This is a genomic window from Corynebacterium sp. HMSC073B01 (genome assembly GCF_001838255.1).
Classification (GTDB): Bacteria; Actinomycetota; Actinomycetes; order Mycobacteriales; family Mycobacteriaceae; genus Corynebacterium; species Corynebacterium jeikeium_D.
This window is the reverse complement of the sequence record NZ_KV836153.1, coordinates 95,201-111,043: the sequence shown is the minus strand read 5'-3', so window position 1 is coordinate 111,043 and position 15,843 is coordinate 95,201. Positions and strand designations below refer to the sequence as shown.

The window sequence follows — 15,843 nt, the reverse complement described above, 5'->3', positions numbered from 1 at the left end:
TGGTTTCATGCAGCACCGCAACATACTTTCCTTCCTGAAACTCTAAACCTTCATCCGACGGTTTTGCTGACATAATCGCTAAATGCTTGATTGCCTGGCATAGTCGCATGGTGTGAAAGCAATTTTGTGGGACATGGACGGCAGCCTCATCAACACGGAACCTCTGTGGGAGATTGCCACGTACGACCTCTCGGAATTCGTAGGCCGTCGCCTGACTCCGGAGTTGCGCATGCAGTGCGTCGGCAACACGCTCTGGGACACGCTGTCGATTTGTGCTGATCATGCGGGACGCACGCTTGACGACGAGCTGTTTGCCTCGGGCTCCCAATTCGTCGAAGGTCGCTTCACAGAATTGGTTCTAGAACATGGGGTGGAGTGGCGCCCGGGTGTGCCGGAGATTTTGGACCAGGCCCGAGCTGGTGACATTCCGGTGGTGTTGGTGACCAATACCCGTCGGCACGTGGCGCAACCCTGCATTGATGTCATGGGGGAGCAGCACTTCGCCGCAACAGTGTGTAGCGATGAGGTGGCCAACGGCAAACCGGCACCGGATCCGTACTTGCGTGGCGCAGAGCTAGCCGGATTTGCGCCAGAGGACTGCCTGGCTATCGAAGATTCCTCAACGGGGGTGCGCTCTGCACTCGCTGCGGGATGCACGGTGGTGTGGAATCCAATGCCGGATGTGAGCGTTTCGCAGGCTGATGTGGGGACGTTAGTACCCCCGGCGCGCTTCATTTCGGGCAATTTGGATACCTCGAATTTGGGCTTATTGCGGGCTGCTTTCGCGGGCGAGTAGACGACATGGAACAATAGACCGGGTGAAGAACTTTGATGACCTGTTTGCAGAGCTGAAGGAAAAAGCACAGTCGCGCCCCGAGGGATCGGGCACAGTCAAGGCGCTGGACGCTGGTGTGCATTTCCAGGGCAAGAAAATTGTCGAAGAGGCCGGTGAGGTCTGGCTTGCAGCTGAGCACGAATCTGACGAAGCCCTCGCAGAGGAGATTTCGCAGCTGTTGTACTGGCTGCAGGTGGTCATGGTCGGTCGCGGGCTGAGCCCCGAGGATGTTTACAAGTACCTGTAGGAGAAATCAACACCATGCTGCGTATTGCCGTGCCCAACAAGGGATCGCTGTCCGAGGCGGCAGTCGAAATCCTGAAGGAAGCTGGCTACCCGGGTCGAGGCGACTCCAAGAGCCTGACCATCCACGACGAAGCCAACGACATTGAGTTTTTCTTCCTCCGCCCGAAGGATATTCCTATCTACGTTGGCAACGGCCATCTGGATTTGGGCATCACCGGCCGCGACCTGGCCGCTGACTCGCTGGCTCCGGTCGATGAGGTTCTGAATCTGGGCTTCGGCGCCTCGACCTTCCGCTACGCCGCTCCGGCCGATGAGGAGTGGACCGTAGAAGCTCTGGAGGGCAAGCGCATTGCCACCTCGTACCCGAATCTGGTGCGCGAGGATCTGAAGGCTCGTGGCATTAACGCCACCGTCATTCGCCTTGATGGTGCAGTGGAGATTTCCATCCGCTTGGGAGTTGCCGACGTTATCGCCGATGTTGTCTCCACCGGTCGCACCCTGCGCAAGCAGGGATTGAAGCCATTCGGCGATGTTTTGGTCAGCTCTGAGGCAGTTGTTGTCGGACGCAAGGGTGTAGAGGTCACCGAGGAGCAGCAGGTGTTCCTGCGTCGCATGACCGGCATTCTGCATGCCAAGACGTACTTGATGATTGACTACAACATCCGTGCGTCCGCGCTGGAAGAGGCATCCAAGCTCACCCCGGGGCTGTCCGGCCCGACCGTGTCGCCGCTGGCTAACGAGGATTGGGTAGCAGTTCGCGCGCTAGTTCCGAAGGCAGAGGCCAACCCGCTCATGGACGCACTGGCAAAGATTGGTGCCGAGGCGATCTTGGCTTCGAATATCCGTATCGCGCGTATTTAAGTCACGCGAACCTTACACGCTATCCAGTGGGAGCTTCCTAGCTGAATCCACCCTTTACCTACGCTAGCGTAGGTAGTAATATTGACACTAAGAGTGCGCACGGCGTTAGCCGGACCGAAGCAGTAACTTTATGCCTGTACATGCGGCACATACGCCAGCACTGTAGTTTTGGCGGTGTAACCAATCATCGCCACTAAATGTGGCCCACAAGGCTGCGTCTACTAGGTCTGCTAAAAGGCTAGAAGGGATTGCTTCCACATGTCCGCAACACGTACCGAGGTCGACCTGCTTGGCTCTATGGAGGTCCCGGCAGAGGCTTACTACGGCATCCACACCCTGCGCGCAATCGACAACTACCAAATCTCAGCCAAGACCATCAACGACGTGCCCGAATTCATTCGTGGCATGGTGATGGTGAAGAAGGCCACGGCCATTGCCAACCAGCGCGTCCACACGCTGCCCAGCGATGTTGCAGACATCATCGTCGCCGCATGTGATGAAATCCTGGAAAAGGGACGCTGCATGGATCAGTTTCCAATCGATGTCTTCCAGGGTGGAGCTGGCACCAGTCTCAACATGAACACCAACGAGGTCATCGCTAACCTCGCTCTAGAACTGCTCGGCCTGGAAAAGGGCCGATACGACGTCATTCACCCCAACGATGATGTCAACCAGTGCCAGTCAACCAACGACGCCTACCCAACAGGTTTCCGTCTTGCTATCCACATGTCGCTACTGAGCTTGCAGAAGCACTTCGACTCCCTGGTTGAGGCCCTACACGCCAAGGGTGATGAATTCAACGACATCATCACAATGGGCCGCACGCAGCTGCAGGATGCCGTTCCCATGACCCTGGGACAGGCTTTCCACGCATTTGCCCACAACCTTGAGGAAGAGCAGGAGTCCATCGCAACTGCGTCGGCACGCCTGCTGCAAATCAACCTGGGAGCAACCGCTATCGGTACCGGCGTGAATGCGCCGGCAGGCTACCGCGAGGCCGTGACCCAGGCGCTACGTGAGGTCAGTGGCTTTAAGGTGACCTCTGCTAAGGACCTGATCGAAGCCACCAGCGATACCGGCGCCTACGTCAGCGTGCATGCATCCCTGAAGCGTGCGGCCATGAAGATTTCCAAGATGTGCAACGACCTGCGCCTGCTGGCATCGGGTCCACGAGCAGGACTGAATGAAATCAACCTGCCGGAGCGCGCCGCTGGGTCTTCGATTATGCCGGCAAAAGTTAACCCGGTAATCCCGGAGGTCGCGAACCAGGCCTGCTTCAAGGTCTTTGGCAACGACGTGACCCTGACCTGGGCAGCCGAGGCCGGTCAGTTGCAGCTAAACGTGATGGAGCCTGTCATCGGCGCATGCCTCTTCGAATCGATTGAACTGCTGCGCAACGCTACCGATACTCTGCGCGACAAGTGCATTACCGGCATCACCGCTAACCCGGAAGTCTGCCGCGGCTATGTGGAAAACTCCATCGGTATCGTGACCTACCTGAATCCGGTCATTGGCCACCACGAGGGCGATATGGTTGGCAAGGAAGCCGCTCGCACTGGCCGCTCCGTCCGGGACATTGTCCTCGAACGCGGGCTGATGGACGAGAAGGAGCTCAACCAGGTCCTGAACACCGAGAACCTCATGCACCCGGAATACCGGGGGAAGCGCTACGTGGCAGGGGAGTCTCGCCTCGACGATTTGTCCTAAGCGGCAACAAGTCTAACGAGTGACTTTTCGGAGATACACATGTTAGTTGCCGTCCAAATCTTTATCGTTCTAGCAGCGATTGTCCTTGGCGCGCGTCTTGGTTCAATTGCTATCGGGTTCGCCGGTGGGCTGGGCGTTTTGGCGCTGGGCATCACCGGGGTTCCGGTCACCAAAGACGACATTCCGTTCGATGTCATCGGCATCATTATGTCGGTAATCGCGGCAATTGCCGCTATGCAGAAGGCCGGAGGCATGGACTATCTCGTCCACATTGCCGAACGGTTGCTGCGCAAGAATCCGCGACACATCACCTACTGGGCCCCGGTTGTCACCTACCTGATGACACTGCTCGCCGGCACCGGCCACACCGCATTTTCCACCCTCCCAGTTATCGCCGAAGTATCCAAGGAGGGAGGCGTTCGCCCGTCCCGCCCGCTGTCCGTGGCGGTCATCGCATCTCAGTTGGCGATTACGGCATCACCCATTTCAGCGGCTGTGGTGCTGATGGCTTCGCTCATGGAACCCCGCGGCGTTGGTTATCTCACACTCCTGGCGATTGTCATTCCTTCGACGTTCCTCGCCATCCTTCCGACCGCCTTTGTCACGAATCACCTAGGCAAAGAGCTTGACGACGATCCGGAGTATCAAAGCCGCTTGGAAAAGGGGTTAGTCTCCAAGCCACGTGGCCAGATGAGCGAATACGTGCCAACCAAGTCGGCCAAGTGGTCCGTGGCGATTTTCCTACTCTCGATTCTCGCGGTGATGGTCTACGCGACCATCAGCACTGAACAGGTCGGCCTCATCGCTGACCCCACGCTCCCACGAAACGAGGCGATCATGTCAATCATGTTGACCGCCGCCACTGTTATCGTGCTGGCCTGCAAGTTGGACGCGGCAACCATTTTGAACACACCGGTGTTCAAATCGGGCATGTCCGCCAGCGTCTGCGTTCTCGGTGTGGCGTGGCTGGGAACCACAATTATCAACCACTACATCGACGACATTAAGGCCGCGTCCGGCAGCCTACTGACCACAATGCCGTGGATGCTGGCAATCGTGCTATTCTTTGCGGCCGCATTGCTGTACTCGCAGGCGGCCACGGCAAAGGCCATCATGCCCGCTGCACTCGCGGTGGGAGTTTCTCCCATCACTGCGATTGCTTCCTTCGCAGCGACTTCCGCGCTATTCGTACTGCCTACTTACCCGACGCTCCTTGCCGCGGTGGAGATGGACGACACTGGCACAACCCGAATTGGCAAATACGTGTTTAACCACTCGTTCATCATCCCAGGCACCTTATGTATTGCCCTGTCCGTCGCGTTCGGTTTCGCCTTCGGCAGCGCACTGCTGTAGTGGGGGGCTACCTAGAACACCGCATAGAGAAACTGACTAGGTTTATGACAAAATCGAAGCGGTTAAGTCCATTCACCTGTCATAAACCTAGTCAGTAACTTGTACTGACACCGTTACCGCCGACGGTGGCACCCCGCGAAAGCTAAGTTCGCCGCGAGAGCCACCCCATCCGCAGCTTTTACTCAGTGCCGCCATCGCCGACAGCACCCGGCCAACCGGGGTACTCCGGTGTGACCCCGCCATAGGCAGGGCACATCTCCTGGAAAGAACACCACCCGCAGAGCTTGGACTTCTTCGGTACAAAGTCACCGTTTTCACCGTCGCGCACGATCGCCGACCACAAGTCGGCAATCTCCGCTTGGAAGGCCTCTAATTCTGTCGCGTTGGGACTCAGCACCAGGTCATCGGCAACCTTCAGGTACATCAACCGCAGCTGTTCCGGGATACGACCGGTGAGCCGCCACCACACCAGCGCGTAAAACCGCATCTGGAAGAGCGCCTCATCCTGGAAGCGAGGAGAGGGCTTCTTGCCCGTCTTGTAGTCGACAATCCGGACCTCACCGGTCGGGGCAATATCGACGCGGTCGATAAAACCACGAAGTGGCACTGACAATGGCACAGTCTGATCCGCATCCGGATCGATAACCAGCTGAACGAACTTTTCCATCTCGGCCGCATCGAAGCCCATGGGGTTTTCCATCATGAAATACCCCTTGAGCAGGCCGCGGCATTCGACCAGGAAGTCGTAGTAATCATCCTCCGGAACTAGCTCAATCAGTTCCTCGTCCTTTGCACGCATGTCCTCCCAGGTCGGCTTCAGCCGTTTCACCGCTGCGGGGTAAGTGCGTTCTTCACGGGGCCAGGCATGCATCTGTTCGAGCACAGCATGCACCAACGTGCCCTTGACCTGCGCGACAGTCGACGGCTCCGGAATCTTGTCAATCGCACGGAACCGGTACTTCAGCGGGCACTGGCGGTAGTCATTAGCTCTCGACGGCGACAGCGCCAACTTAGAGCGGCGGGAAGGTTGAACTGCTGACTTAGAACTTTGGGCATTGTCGGGCATACTAGCCAGGTTAGAGTACCGCCCGGATTTGGCTGCACCCGACATGACCCGACCCAACCAAACCCCAAAAGGAGCCCACACACCTATGGCATTGAGCGGACCATTCCAAGTCGGCGACCGAGTCCAGCTGACTGACTCGAAGAATCGCCACTTCACCGTCATCCTCGAGGAGGGTGGCAAGTTCTTCACTCACCGCGGCACCATCCTCCACGACGACCTCATCGGCGCCAAGGAAGGCACCACCGTCACCTCCAGCGAAGGCACCGTCTACCTGGCCATGCGTCACTTGCTGGTCGATTACGTCCTGTCCATGCCGCGCGGTGCTGCGGTGATTTACCCGAAGGATGCTGCACAGATCATCGTCGAGGGCGACATCTTCCCAGGTGCGCGCGTGTTGGAGGCCGGCGCTGGCTCCGGCGCGCTCAGCCTCAACCTGCTCCGCGCCATCGGCGCTGACGGGCAGCTTATTTCCTACGAGGTCCGCGAGGATCACATCGAGCACGCGGAACGCAACGTTGTCGACTTCATGGGTCACAAGCCCGACAACTGGGACTTGCGCCTGGGCGATCTCAACGAGGCCTCCGTCGAGTCGCTCGGCGGCCCGGTCGACCGAGTCATTCTGGACATGCTCGCTCCATGGGAATGCCTGGACACCGTTTCGAAGGTGCTTCAGCCTGGCGGCGTGCTCATGGTCTATGTCGCCACTGTTCCGCAGCTAATGAAAGTCATGGAGGGCATCCGCGCGCAGAAGTGCTTCACCGAACCACGCGCCTGGGAATCCCTGGTCCGCGACTGGAATGTTCAGGATCTCTCCGTCCGCCCGGCGCACCGTATGCAGGCGCATACCGCATTCCTGGTGTGGGCACGCAGGCTTGCCGACGGCACGGTGCCTCCGCGCCCACAGCGACGAAATCAAAAGAAGCTCTAGACCCGCCGCTTCGCGCTGGGAGGTGTAGCCGTCGTAAAGCGTGATGCGACACACGGTCTAAATCGACCAAGCAACAACGGCATCTGGCCCTATGGGTAATCTGGGATACATGACAACGCCGTCTGACAAAATCCGTGATCTTGAGCAGAAGAACTACAACCTCGGCATTCGTAATAATCGCCTGGTTGAGCTGTTGCGGGACTCCCGTAACAAGCTAGAGCTACTGCGCCAAGACATGGAGGACATGCTGGAGCCGCCTAGCACGTACGGTATTTTCCTTAAGCCGGGGCCGGAGAAAGGCACCGCAGAGGTTTTTACCGGAAATCGACGGATGCGCCTGCGGGTGCAGCCGGAGATTAATGAGCGGGCGCTTCGGCCGGGTGCGCAGGTGCGTCTGAATGAGGGCTCGATAATCGTGGAGGACTGCGGTTATCCGGAAAGCGGCGACATCGCCAATGTTCGTGAGGTGCTGCCGGATCGGGAGCGCATTTTGGCCTCGGATACTCACGGTGAGGAATTCGTGGTGTCTCTGGCGGGGGATTTGTCGCCGAAGCCGGGGGACTCGGTGATGATTGACCGCAAGTCGGGCTATGCGTTTGAGGTCATTCCGAAGTCCGAGGTGGAAAACCTGGTGCTGGAAGAGGTACCGGATGTCACCTACACGGATATCGGTGGTTTGGACAGTCAGATTGAGCAGATTCACGATGCCGTGGAGATGCCGTTCCTGCAGCCAGAACTGTTTGAACAGTACAACCTGCGTCCGCCGAAGGGTGTGCTGCTCTACGGCCCTCCCGGCAATGGTAAGACGCTGATTGCCAAGGCTGTGGCTAATTCGTTGGCACGCAAGATTGCGCTATCCCGAGGCAAGAGCGAGGCGGAGGCGCAGCGGGCGCAATCGTACTTCTTGAATGTCAAGGGCCCGGAGCTGCTGAACAAGTTCGTGGGTGAGACCGAGCGTCAGATTCGCCTGATTTTTGACCGCGCTCGCGACATTGCCGAGGATGGCAAGCCGGTAATTGTCTTCTTCGATGAGATGGACTCGATTTTCCGCACTCGTGGTTCGGGCATCTCCTCGGATATGGAAAACACAGTGGTCCCGCAGCTGCTCAGTGAACTTGACGGTGTGGAGGGGCTGGAAAACGTCATCGTGATTGGTGCCACCAACCGCGAGGAGATGATTGACCCGGCAATTCTGCGCCCAGGACGCTTGGATGTGAAAATCCGCATTGAGCGCCCGAATGAGGCTGCGGCGAAGGATATCTTCCGCAAGTACTTGACTCCAGAGCTGCCGTATAAAGCAGCCGAGGTGGAAGCGCGCGGTGGGGTGGAGCAGAATGTCGCACACCTCATTGACCAGGTTGTTGAGCGGATGTACGCCAAGACGGAAGAAAACGAGTACGTGCGGATTCGCTATGCCGATGGCACCAGCGAAGTTATGTACTACCGCGATTTCAACTCCGGCGCGATGATTTCCAACATCGTCGACCGTGCGAAGAAGTCCGCCATCAAGTCGGTTATCGCTGGCGGCGAGGCTGGTATTAGCTTGGATCACCTGCTGTCTGCAGTGGCGGAGGAGTTCGCGCAGAACGAGGACCTGCCAAACACCTCGAACCCGGATGAGTGGGCTCGCATCTCCGGTCGTCCAGCGGCGCGCGTTGCCTCGGTCGAGGTGATTCGCCATGGCTAAATCCGCCGCCAGTTCTGCACAGTCGAACCGCTTCTTCGGCACGGAGATTGAGTACGGCATTTCCAGCCCGGACAACCCGGATGTCAGCCCAATTCTCACCTCCACGCAGGCCGTGCTCGCTTTCGCGCATGAGCAGGAGGAGGGCCTGTCGGGGCGCATCCGCTGGGATTACGCACCAGAGTCGCCACTGCGCGACAGCCGTGGTTTCGACCTGCGCCGTTACCACCAGCCACCGATTGTTGACCCGAATGCCGTCGGCGCTGCAAACCTGCTGGTGCAAAATGGTGCCCGTTTCTACGTCGATCACGCGCACCCGGAGTACTCCTCACCGGAGACGGCAACCGCCCGCGAGGCGGTTATCGCTGACCGCGCAGGTGACAAGATTATGCTGCGCGCAGCTCAGCTTGCCGCCGAAGCCACCGATGCTGAGGGCAATCCAGGTCCGATGCTGAAGCTCTACCGCAACAATGTCGATGGCAAGGGCGCCTCGTATGGTGCCCACGAGAACTACCTTTTCTCCCGAGAAACCGAGTTCGATGACATCGTCGCCGGTCTGACGCCGTTTTTCGTCACCCGCCAGGTGTTCACGGGCGCTGGTCGCGTGGGTCTGGGGCAGACGGGGCAGGAGTCGGGTTTCCAGATTTCGCAGCGCGCGGACTACATCGAGACTGAGGTCTCGCTGGAGACCACTTTGAACCGCGGCATCATCAACACCCGCGATGAACCACACGCAGACTCCGATCGCTTCCGCCGCCTGCACGTCATCATCGGTGATGCCAACATGAGCGAGGTCGCCACCTTCCTCAAGCTGGGCACCACAGGTTTGGTCATCGACGCCATCGAGGACGGCGTGCGTTTCGACGACCTGCAGCTCCGCAACCCCGTCGAGGCCGTCCATAAGGTCTCCCGAGACTTGACTTGCACCGAGAAGCTGCAGCTGGCAGACCATGTCACGTGGATGTCCGCAGTGGAAATGCAGTACGAGTACCTGCGTCGCGTGGAGAGCTACGACCAGCAGGGCGACGTCGTCAAGCTCTGGCGTGAAGTGCTCGACGTGCTTTCCGACGACCCCCGCAAGGCAGCCCATCTGCTGGATTGGGTGGCGAAATACAACCTCATGGAGGGCCTGCGTACCCGCCTGGGCGCGGGCTGGGACCACCCGAAGTTGGCGTTGATTGATATTCAGTACTCGGATATTGACCCTGCTCGTGGGCTGTACCATGCGCTGGTGCGCCGCGGTTCGATGCGCACACTCGTGACCGAGGAAGAAGTCGACCGAGCGGTTGAATACGCACCGGAGTCTACGCGTGCGTATGTACGCGGTGGCATTCTGCGCCGCTTTGGCAAGGATGTCGTCGCGGGCAGTTGGACCAGCTTGGTGGTGGACACCGCGGGGGTGTATCGGAGCACTCGTGACGTGGAGTCGCCTGGAATTACGCTGGCCTACATTACGCTGGATGAAGTTGACCGTTTCACTGCCGCAGAATGCGGTGACGTGTTGGAGTCTGCGGAGACAGTGGCCAAGGTGGTTGAGCATCTGCGTACTCTCGGGGCTATCCGCGAACAATAGGCACACATAGTGCAGTAATAGAGCAGTAATACTCAAAAGTTCATTTTTAAGGAGCAATATCATGGCTGGTAACACTCAGGTTTTCGGCGGCGGTTCCGGCGGAGGCGACGAGGAAGAGTTCGGCGAGGTCGCTGGCGGCGGTCAGGCTCAGGAGCACGTTGCAGCTGCTGACGACCTGCTGGATGAAATTGATGGTCTGCTGGAGAACAACGCCGAGGAGTTCGTGCGTTCGTATGTCCAGAAGGGTGGCCAGTAAAAAGTGACTGACCAGCAGGTAGGGCAGCAGGAGCCGGAAGCAACGCCGACACCGGTACCGGCACAGGCGTTGACCCGACGCATCACCGGTATTGAGACCGAGTTCGGCATCACTCTGACGCTGGATGGCTCGCGCCGTCTGGGACCGGATGAGATTGCCCGCTACATGTTCCGCCCGGTGATCGCTAAGTACGGGGCAACCAACATTTTCACCCCCAATGCTGGTCGTATGTACCTCGATGTCGGAAGCCACCCGGAGTACGCTACCGCTGAGTGCGATTCGGTCTCGCAGCTGGTAGCGTACGACCGCTCGGGCGAGGTCATCTTGAATGAACTCGCTGAAAAGGCTGAAGCAGAGCTTGCCGACGAGGGCATCGGTGGCAAGGTCTACCTGCTGAAGAACAACGTTGATACCGTCGGTAACTCCTACGGTTGTCACGAAAACTACCTGGTTGGACGTGAACTGGGACTGAAGTCCCTGTCCAAGCTGCTGCTACCTTTCTTGGTTACGCGACAGCTCATCTGTGGCGCGGGGAAGATTTTCCTGCCGTACCCAACCTCGCCGTATCACAACGATCCGATTCAGTACTGCTTCTCGCAGCGCGCGGATCATGTGTGGGAGGGCGTCTCCAGTGCAACGACGCGCTCCCGGCCGATTATTAACACTCGCGATGAGCCACACGCGGACTCCAACCGATTCCGCCGCTTGCACGTCATCGTGGGCGACTCCAACATGAGTGAGACGACGACTGCGCTCAAAATTGGCTCCACTCAGCTGGTACTGGAGATGATTGAAGCCGGCGTGAAGTTGCCGGACTTCGAAGTCGCCAACGAAATCAAGTCCATCCGTGCGGTGAGCCGCGATATGACCGGCAAGGCCGAGATTCCACTGCGCAGTGGCGAAACTGCCACCTCACTGCAGATTCAACGCGAGTTCCTGGACGCTGCGACGGAGTGGCTGAAGGTCCGCGAAGAAAACATGGTCAATGAAGACAAGGGCATTGCCGGGGCCGGCACGTCCAACGAGGAAATGGGCCGCATCGTCGAGCTGTGGGGTCGCGCGCTGGATGCCGTGGAAACCGGTGACTGGTCTCTCATTGAGCACGACATTGACTGGGCCATTAAGTACTCGCTCATGAAACGCTACCTGGATCGCGGTCTAACGCTGGAGGACCCCAAGCTTCATCAAATCGACTTGGCCTACCACGACATCCGTCCCGGCCGAGGCATCTTCCGTGCGCTGGAAGCCCGTGGCATTGCCTCGCGGTGGATCACCGATGAGCAGGTCGCTGAGGCAGTCCGCATCGCACCGCCAACTACTCGTGCGAAGCTGCGCGGTGATTTCCTCGTTGCAGCTGAAGACTCCAGTTTGAAGACCGTAGTGGACTGGACACACCTGAAGATTTCCGGTGACGATCCCATCTCCACCATGCTCGGCGACCCGTTTGCCACGGAAAACAATGAGGTCAATGAGATGATCGAGATTCTGACGGCCGCGAAGAAGACCTCGGATACGGATCCGGAAAACTAGTTCCGCCCCCGGAAACTGCCCCAGGAAAAGGAGCCCCACAGTCGTGTCTGTCCCACCGGTATCGGAAAGCCCCGGATCCGCTGCGATCAGTGAGACCCAACGCCAGGTTCAGCTGCTGTTGGCGCTTGCCGACGACACCGGGTGGGTCAGCGAGTCGTGGATCTCCAAACATGTCGAGGGTTACTCCCGTGTTTCCGAGGATTCCCGGGCTCGTTATTTACGTGCGGACACCGCGGCGCTCCTGGCAGCCGGGGTCCCGGTGGAGGTTTCGTCGTCAAGCGCGGGCGATAAGGTCAAGCGTCTGCGACTGAATAGACTACGGTGGCCCCAGCACGACCCCGAGTTCACTGAAGCGGAGGCTTCGGTGGTTTTCCAGGCGGCGAATGCGGCGTTTGGTTCGGAGGAGCTGAGCTCGACGGCTGTGGCGGCGTGGCGGAAGCTCGCATCGTTTGCGCAGCGCAGCGCCATTGCGAAGCCGGATGAGTCGGTGGTGGTGGCCGATGCGGTGGATATGAGTCGAGTGGATTTCAGCACACTGCTGACTGCAATGACCTCGCCGCGCCGGACAGTGGAGATGTGGTACTCCCGCCAGTACGGCGTGGATGATGAACTGCGCGTGCTGGAGCCGTGGGGTCTGATTAACCTGCGCGGGCGCTTTTATGTGTTGGGCTTTGATCCGCAGCGTGAGGCGGCGCGTATGTTCCGGCTCAGCCGTATCCGCGATGTGTCGGATACAGGGAAGTCGGCGACCCAGCCAATGCCCGATGGTGACTTGCAACAGATTGCGGAAAACATGTTGCACCGCGGTGGCAAGACCTATCAGGCGGTTGTTCGTATCGCTCCGAATACCTGCGCTGATGTGGTGATGAAAGCGACCGCGTTGGGGGATGGGCGCTACGAGCTGCCAGCGGCACCTGTGAGTGAGATTGTGTCCACAGGTTTGAGTTACGCACCGGATTTGATTGTGGAATCACCTGAAGAGGCACGGTCGGAGATTATTGCTCGGTTGGAGCAGGTACTCGCTCGCCATGGCGGATCGAATGGTGCGAAGAACGCTTTGGAGGGCAACTAATGACAGTGCATGCAGCCCGGGAACTTGACGCGAATGTCAGTGTCGACGAGTTGTTGGCGGTCGTACCGTACTTTTCGCAGCACCGTTCAATGACAGAGGCCGCTACCGAGCTGGCCATACCTTTTGCCCGAATTCGGGCAATCGTGGAGCAGATTGCCGACATCGACCAGCCGGGACTCCTCGGAGTGCGGGCTTTTGAAGTTGATTACCGCAACAGCTTTGATGTCCGTATTCGCCCTCAGGCAACGGTGCTCAGCCAGCCACGTGCGCTCACAGCCGAAGAAACCGCGACCTTGCTGCTCATCCTGGAAACCATCGAGGACTCCGCAGCCACCACTTCCTCCGAGGCCGCGCAGACGGCCGCGACAAAACTACGCAGTGCTCTGGGAATAAACGTCCCCATCATTGACTCGACCGCTGCGGAAAATGGCAAGGCCTTTTCCTTTTCTGAGCAGATTTATTCCGCGCTGCATCAGCGCAAGGTGTTGAAGGTGCGCTACCGGAATGCCTCAGGGCAGATTACAGCCCGTGAGCTTGACTGTGTCAACGTTTATACAGTTGAATCCACGACGTACCTCCGCGCTGTGGACCGTGCGCAGGAAGACCGTCGCCAGAAGAGCTTCCGCGTCGACCGTCTGGAGGCCGCCGAGGTCCTCGACACTCCCGCCGGTTTCCACCGCCCAGAGCCTGTCGATATCCGTGATCCCCACGCCTTTGGTGCGGAAACGGGAACGTCCGAATGGGCAAGTGTGCTTATCGACGCCGACGCCACCTGGATCGCAGACTATGAACCGGTCTTCTTTACTGAAGATGAGGGAGAAGAAGAGGATACCGAACTGGTCTCTGACCAAGGCTTAGGGCAGTCGGAGTTTGTCGCTGACGTGCCGATGTCCGACTTGGCCGCAACAGCCTCCTTTGTGCTCCGCCGTTCACCGAGCGTAACGGTCGCTGAGCCCTTAAAATTGAAAAACGCCGTTGTTGCGCGAGCCCGCGAAGCTTTGGCAGAGTATGGTCGAAACGACAAGGCTTAAATCAAAGCTTTAATCGCACACGATGTGGCAACTTGCCACTTGTATTTATTTTCATTTGAAAGGTCTCTAAGCGGATGCCGAACCTTGGTCCCTGGGAAATCATCATTATCCTGGTCGTTCTTGTCTTGCTCTTTGGTGCAAAGAAGCTGCCGGATGCCGCACGTTCGCTCGGCCGCTCCATGCGCATCTTCAAGTCCGAGGTCAAGGAAATGCGCAACGATGACGAGCAGCAGGAGCAGACTGCAATTCAGCAGGCTCCGCAGGCCCAGCCACAGCAGCCGTACCAGCCGCAGCAGCAGTACCAGCAGCCGGCACCGCAGGCTCAGCCGCAGCAGCCGTACCAGCCGCAGCAGCAGTACCAGCAGCCGGCACCGCAGGCTCAGCCGCAGCAGCCGTACCAGCCGCAGCCTGGCCAGAACAACCCTGGCCAGCCGCAGCAGTAGTAGAAGGCCGGTTGAAGCGTGACTTCAGCTACATCCACATCACGTCCTCGGAAGCGCCAGCGTAAGCGCAATCCCGAGGGCGTGATGACTATTGTCGAGCACATTCAAGAGCTCCGGCGTCGCCTCGTTCTCGCCCTCGCTGGTATTGCCGTCGGCACTGTTGTGGGCTTTATCTGGTATCAGACCGCCTTTACCATTGGTCAGTTCCGCATACCGTTTACCTCGGTCAATGTTGGCCCTGTGCACTTTAAGTCCCTGGGTGAGTTGCTCAAGGATCCGTACTGTCAGCTTCCACCCGAGATGCGTCTCGGCGGCGGTGAGGGCGCGGAGTGTCGTCTGCTGGCGACCAGTCCGTTTGAAATGTTCATGCTGCGGCTGAAGGTCGGTGCGCTGGCCGGTCTGGTGATGTCGTCGCCATGGTGGCTCTACCAGATTTGGGCCTACATCACTCCCGGCTTGGTTCGGAAGGAACGCCGCACCACGCGCAGAGTTGTGACTGCCGCCGCGCTGCTGTTTGTCATGGGTTCCGTCCTGGCCTACTACGTTGTCGCCATCGGTCTGGAGTTCTTGCTCCAGATTGGTGAAGAGACGCAAATTTCTGCACTCACCGGTTCGCAATACTTCGGTTTCCTCTTGGCGCTCATCGTCTGCTTTGGCGTGAGCTTTGAGGTTCCGCTTTTCCTGGTCATGTTGAACATGGCCGGTGTCGTTACCTACGAGAGCATCAAGGACAAGCGCAGCATCATCATTATGTCGCTGTTCATCTTTGCGGCCTTCATGACTCCGGGGCAGGAACCAATATCCATGGTCGCAATGGCGACGTCACTGACATTGTTGGTAGAAATCGCAATCCAGATTTGTCGTCTCCATGACCGTCGTAAAGCAAATGAGCGACCGGAGTGGTTGGACGTCGATGACGAGCAAGGCTCCGGACCGATTACGGCTTCCGGTCCGATTGGCTCCGCCGGCGGTATCGGTGACGTGGGCGGCATCGACGCCCCGACTTCAGTAAGTGCGCCGACGTCGATTCAGCCGGGCGGCATGCCGACGGCATCAGCGGCCCCGACGACCTCTCCGGTCTCTGGCCCCACGCCAGTGAACGCGCCGACGCCGACGCGGGCATCCCAGATGCGTCCTACTCGCAATTCGCGTCCACCACGGCCACAGGGCATGATTCCGGAGACTCCGATGCCGACGCAGGACTTGCGAAATCGTCCGACGAGCGACTTTGATGATGTTCTCTAGCGCGGTTTATGAC

At 58.7% G+C, this 15,843-nt stretch carries 15 protein-coding genes; 14 read left to right on the top strand and 1 reads right to left on the bottom strand.

The genetic code is table 11. The annotated features are described in order from the left end of the window. The first annotated feature begins 112 nt into the window (after positions 1-112). The 5 genes from HMPREF2849_RS05200 (at position 113) to HMPREF2849_RS05180 (ending at position 5,002) form a co-directional block, all read left to right on the top strand. Positions 113-796 carry an HAD family hydrolase gene (locus tag HMPREF2849_RS05200; protein ID WP_080971467.1) on the top strand — a complete coding sequence of 228 codons (684 nt, stop codon included), beginning with the start codon at positions 113-115 and terminating at the stop codon, positions 794-796. Between the two features lie 22 nt (positions 797-818). Beyond that, positions 819-1,082, top strand: a complete 264-nt coding sequence (locus HMPREF2849_RS05195) for a phosphoribosyl-ATP diphosphatase (RefSeq protein ID WP_005510825.1) — start codon at positions 819-821, stop codon at positions 1,080-1,082. A 14-nt stretch (positions 1,083-1,096) separates the two neighbouring features. Beyond that, positions 1,097-1,942: an ATP phosphoribosyltransferase gene (hisG, locus tag HMPREF2849_RS05190; protein WP_016422792.1), complete on the top strand. Its 846-nt coding sequence runs from the start codon at positions 1,097-1,099 to the stop codon at positions 1,940-1,942. Positions 1,943-2,200: 258 nt separating this feature from the next. Further along, positions 2,201-3,649 (top strand): aspartate ammonia-lyase, encoded by a 1,449-nt coding sequence (gene aspA / locus HMPREF2849_RS05185; RefSeq protein WP_070862693.1) that lies wholly within the window; start codon positions 2,201-2,203, stop codon positions 3,647-3,649. 39 nt (positions 3,650-3,688) lie between these two features. Beyond that, the gene (locus tag HMPREF2849_RS05180) at positions 3,689-5,002 is read left to right on the top strand and encodes an anaerobic C4-dicarboxylate transporter (protein WP_070706045.1); all 1,314 of its coding nucleotides are present in this window, start codon (positions 3,689-3,691) and stop codon (positions 5,000-5,002) included. A 178-nt stretch (positions 5,003-5,180) separates the two neighbouring features. Here HMPREF2849_RS05180 and HMPREF2849_RS05175 read toward each other — a convergent pair whose 3' ends face one another. Further along, entirely contained in the window at positions 5,181-6,068 is an 888-nt protein-coding gene (locus HMPREF2849_RS05175; protein WP_049170646.1) for a RecB family exonuclease, read from the bottom strand. An 85-nt stretch (positions 6,069-6,153) separates the two neighbouring features. Here HMPREF2849_RS05175 and HMPREF2849_RS05170 point away from each other — a divergent pair, with 85 nt between their 5' ends. From HMPREF2849_RS05170 to tatC, 9 genes are all read left to right on the top strand, one after another. After that, positions 6,154-6,996 carry a tRNA (adenine-N1)-methyltransferase gene (locus HMPREF2849_RS05170; protein WP_049170556.1) on the top strand — a complete coding sequence of 281 codons (843 nt, stop codon included), beginning with the start codon at positions 6,154-6,156 and terminating at the stop codon, positions 6,994-6,996. 109 nt (positions 6,997-7,105) lie between these two features. After that, positions 7,106-8,683, top strand: a complete 1,578-nt coding sequence (arc, locus tag HMPREF2849_RS05165; RefSeq protein ID WP_126108030.1) for a proteasome ATPase — start codon at positions 7,106-7,108, stop codon at positions 8,681-8,683. Beyond that, a complete protein-coding gene (gene dop / locus HMPREF2849_RS05160; protein WP_049170549.1) occupies positions 8,676-10,253 on the top strand; it encodes a depupylase/deamidase Dop in 1,578 nt (525 codons plus the stop codon). The genes arc and dop overlap by 8 nt, the downstream gene beginning before the upstream one ends. 61 nt (positions 10,254-10,314) lie before the next feature. Beyond that, on the top strand, positions 10,315-10,509 hold the full coding sequence (locus tag HMPREF2849_RS05155) for a ubiquitin-like protein Pup (RefSeq protein ID WP_005510795.1): 195 nt from the start codon (positions 10,315-10,317) through the stop codon (positions 10,507-10,509). A gap of 69 nt (positions 10,510-10,578) precedes the next feature. Next, a complete protein-coding gene (gene pafA / locus HMPREF2849_RS05150) occupies positions 10,579-12,039 on the top strand; it encodes a Pup--protein ligase (RefSeq protein WP_070862699.1) in 1,461 nt (486 codons plus the stop codon). 43 nt (positions 12,040-12,082) lie between these two features. Continuing rightward, positions 12,083-13,111, top strand: coding sequence for a helix-turn-helix transcriptional regulator (locus HMPREF2849_RS05145; RefSeq protein ID WP_070862692.1), 1,029 nt, complete (start codon positions 12,083-12,085; stop codon positions 13,109-13,111). Continuing rightward, a complete protein-coding gene (locus tag HMPREF2849_RS05140) occupies positions 13,111-14,142 on the top strand; it encodes a helix-turn-helix transcriptional regulator (protein WP_070862691.1) in 1,032 nt (343 codons plus the stop codon). The genes HMPREF2849_RS05145 and HMPREF2849_RS05140 overlap by 1 nt, the downstream gene beginning before the upstream one ends. A gap of 74 nt (positions 14,143-14,216) precedes the next feature. Next, entirely contained in the window at positions 14,217-14,585 is a 369-nt protein-coding gene (gene tatA, locus HMPREF2849_RS05135) for a Sec-independent protein translocase subunit TatA (RefSeq protein WP_070862690.1), read from the top strand. A gap of 18 nt (positions 14,586-14,603) precedes the next feature. Then, positions 14,604-15,830 carry a twin-arginine translocase subunit TatC gene (gene tatC, locus HMPREF2849_RS05130; protein WP_070862689.1) on the top strand — a complete coding sequence of 409 codons (1,227 nt, stop codon included), beginning with the start codon at positions 14,604-14,606 and terminating at the stop codon, positions 15,828-15,830. Positions 15,831-15,843: the final 13 nt, after the last annotated feature.

What these genes read in the sequence shown, in the direction of transcription:
- tatA (WP_070862690.1), top strand. Translation starts at nt 14,217, where the DNA reads ATGCCGAACCTTGGTCCCTGGGAAATCATCATTATCCTGGTCGTTCTT.
- dop (WP_049170549.1), top strand. Translation starts at nt 8,676, where the DNA reads ATGGCTAAATCCGCCGCCAGTTCTGCACAGTCGAACCGCTTCTTCGGC.
- HMPREF2849_RS05155 (WP_005510795.1), top strand. Translation starts at nt 10,315, where the DNA reads ATGGCTGGTAACACTCAGGTTTTCGGCGGCGGTTCCGGCGGAGGCGAC.
- HMPREF2849_RS05140 (WP_070862691.1), top strand. Translation starts at nt 13,111, where the DNA reads ATGACAGTGCATGCAGCCCGGGAACTTGACGCGAATGTCAGTGTCGAC.
- aspA (WP_070862693.1), top strand. Translation starts at nt 2,201, where the DNA reads ATGTCCGCAACACGTACCGAGGTCGACCTGCTTGGCTCTATGGAGGTC.
- HMPREF2849_RS05175 (WP_049170646.1), bottom strand. Translation starts at nt 6,068, where the DNA reads ATGCCCGACAATGCCCAAAGTTCTAAGTCAGCAGTTCAACCTTCCCGC.
- hisG (WP_016422792.1), top strand. Translation starts at nt 1,097, where the DNA reads ATGCTGCGTATTGCCGTGCCCAACAAGGGATCGCTGTCCGAGGCGGCA.
- arc (WP_126108030.1), top strand. Translation starts at nt 7,106, where the DNA reads ATGACAACGCCGTCTGACAAAATCCGTGATCTTGAGCAGAAGAACTAC.
- HMPREF2849_RS05170 (WP_049170556.1), top strand. Translation starts at nt 6,154, where the DNA reads ATGGCATTGAGCGGACCATTCCAAGTCGGCGACCGAGTCCAGCTGACT.
- HMPREF2849_RS05180 (WP_070706045.1), top strand. Translation starts at nt 3,689, where the DNA reads ATGTTAGTTGCCGTCCAAATCTTTATCGTTCTAGCAGCGATTGTCCTT.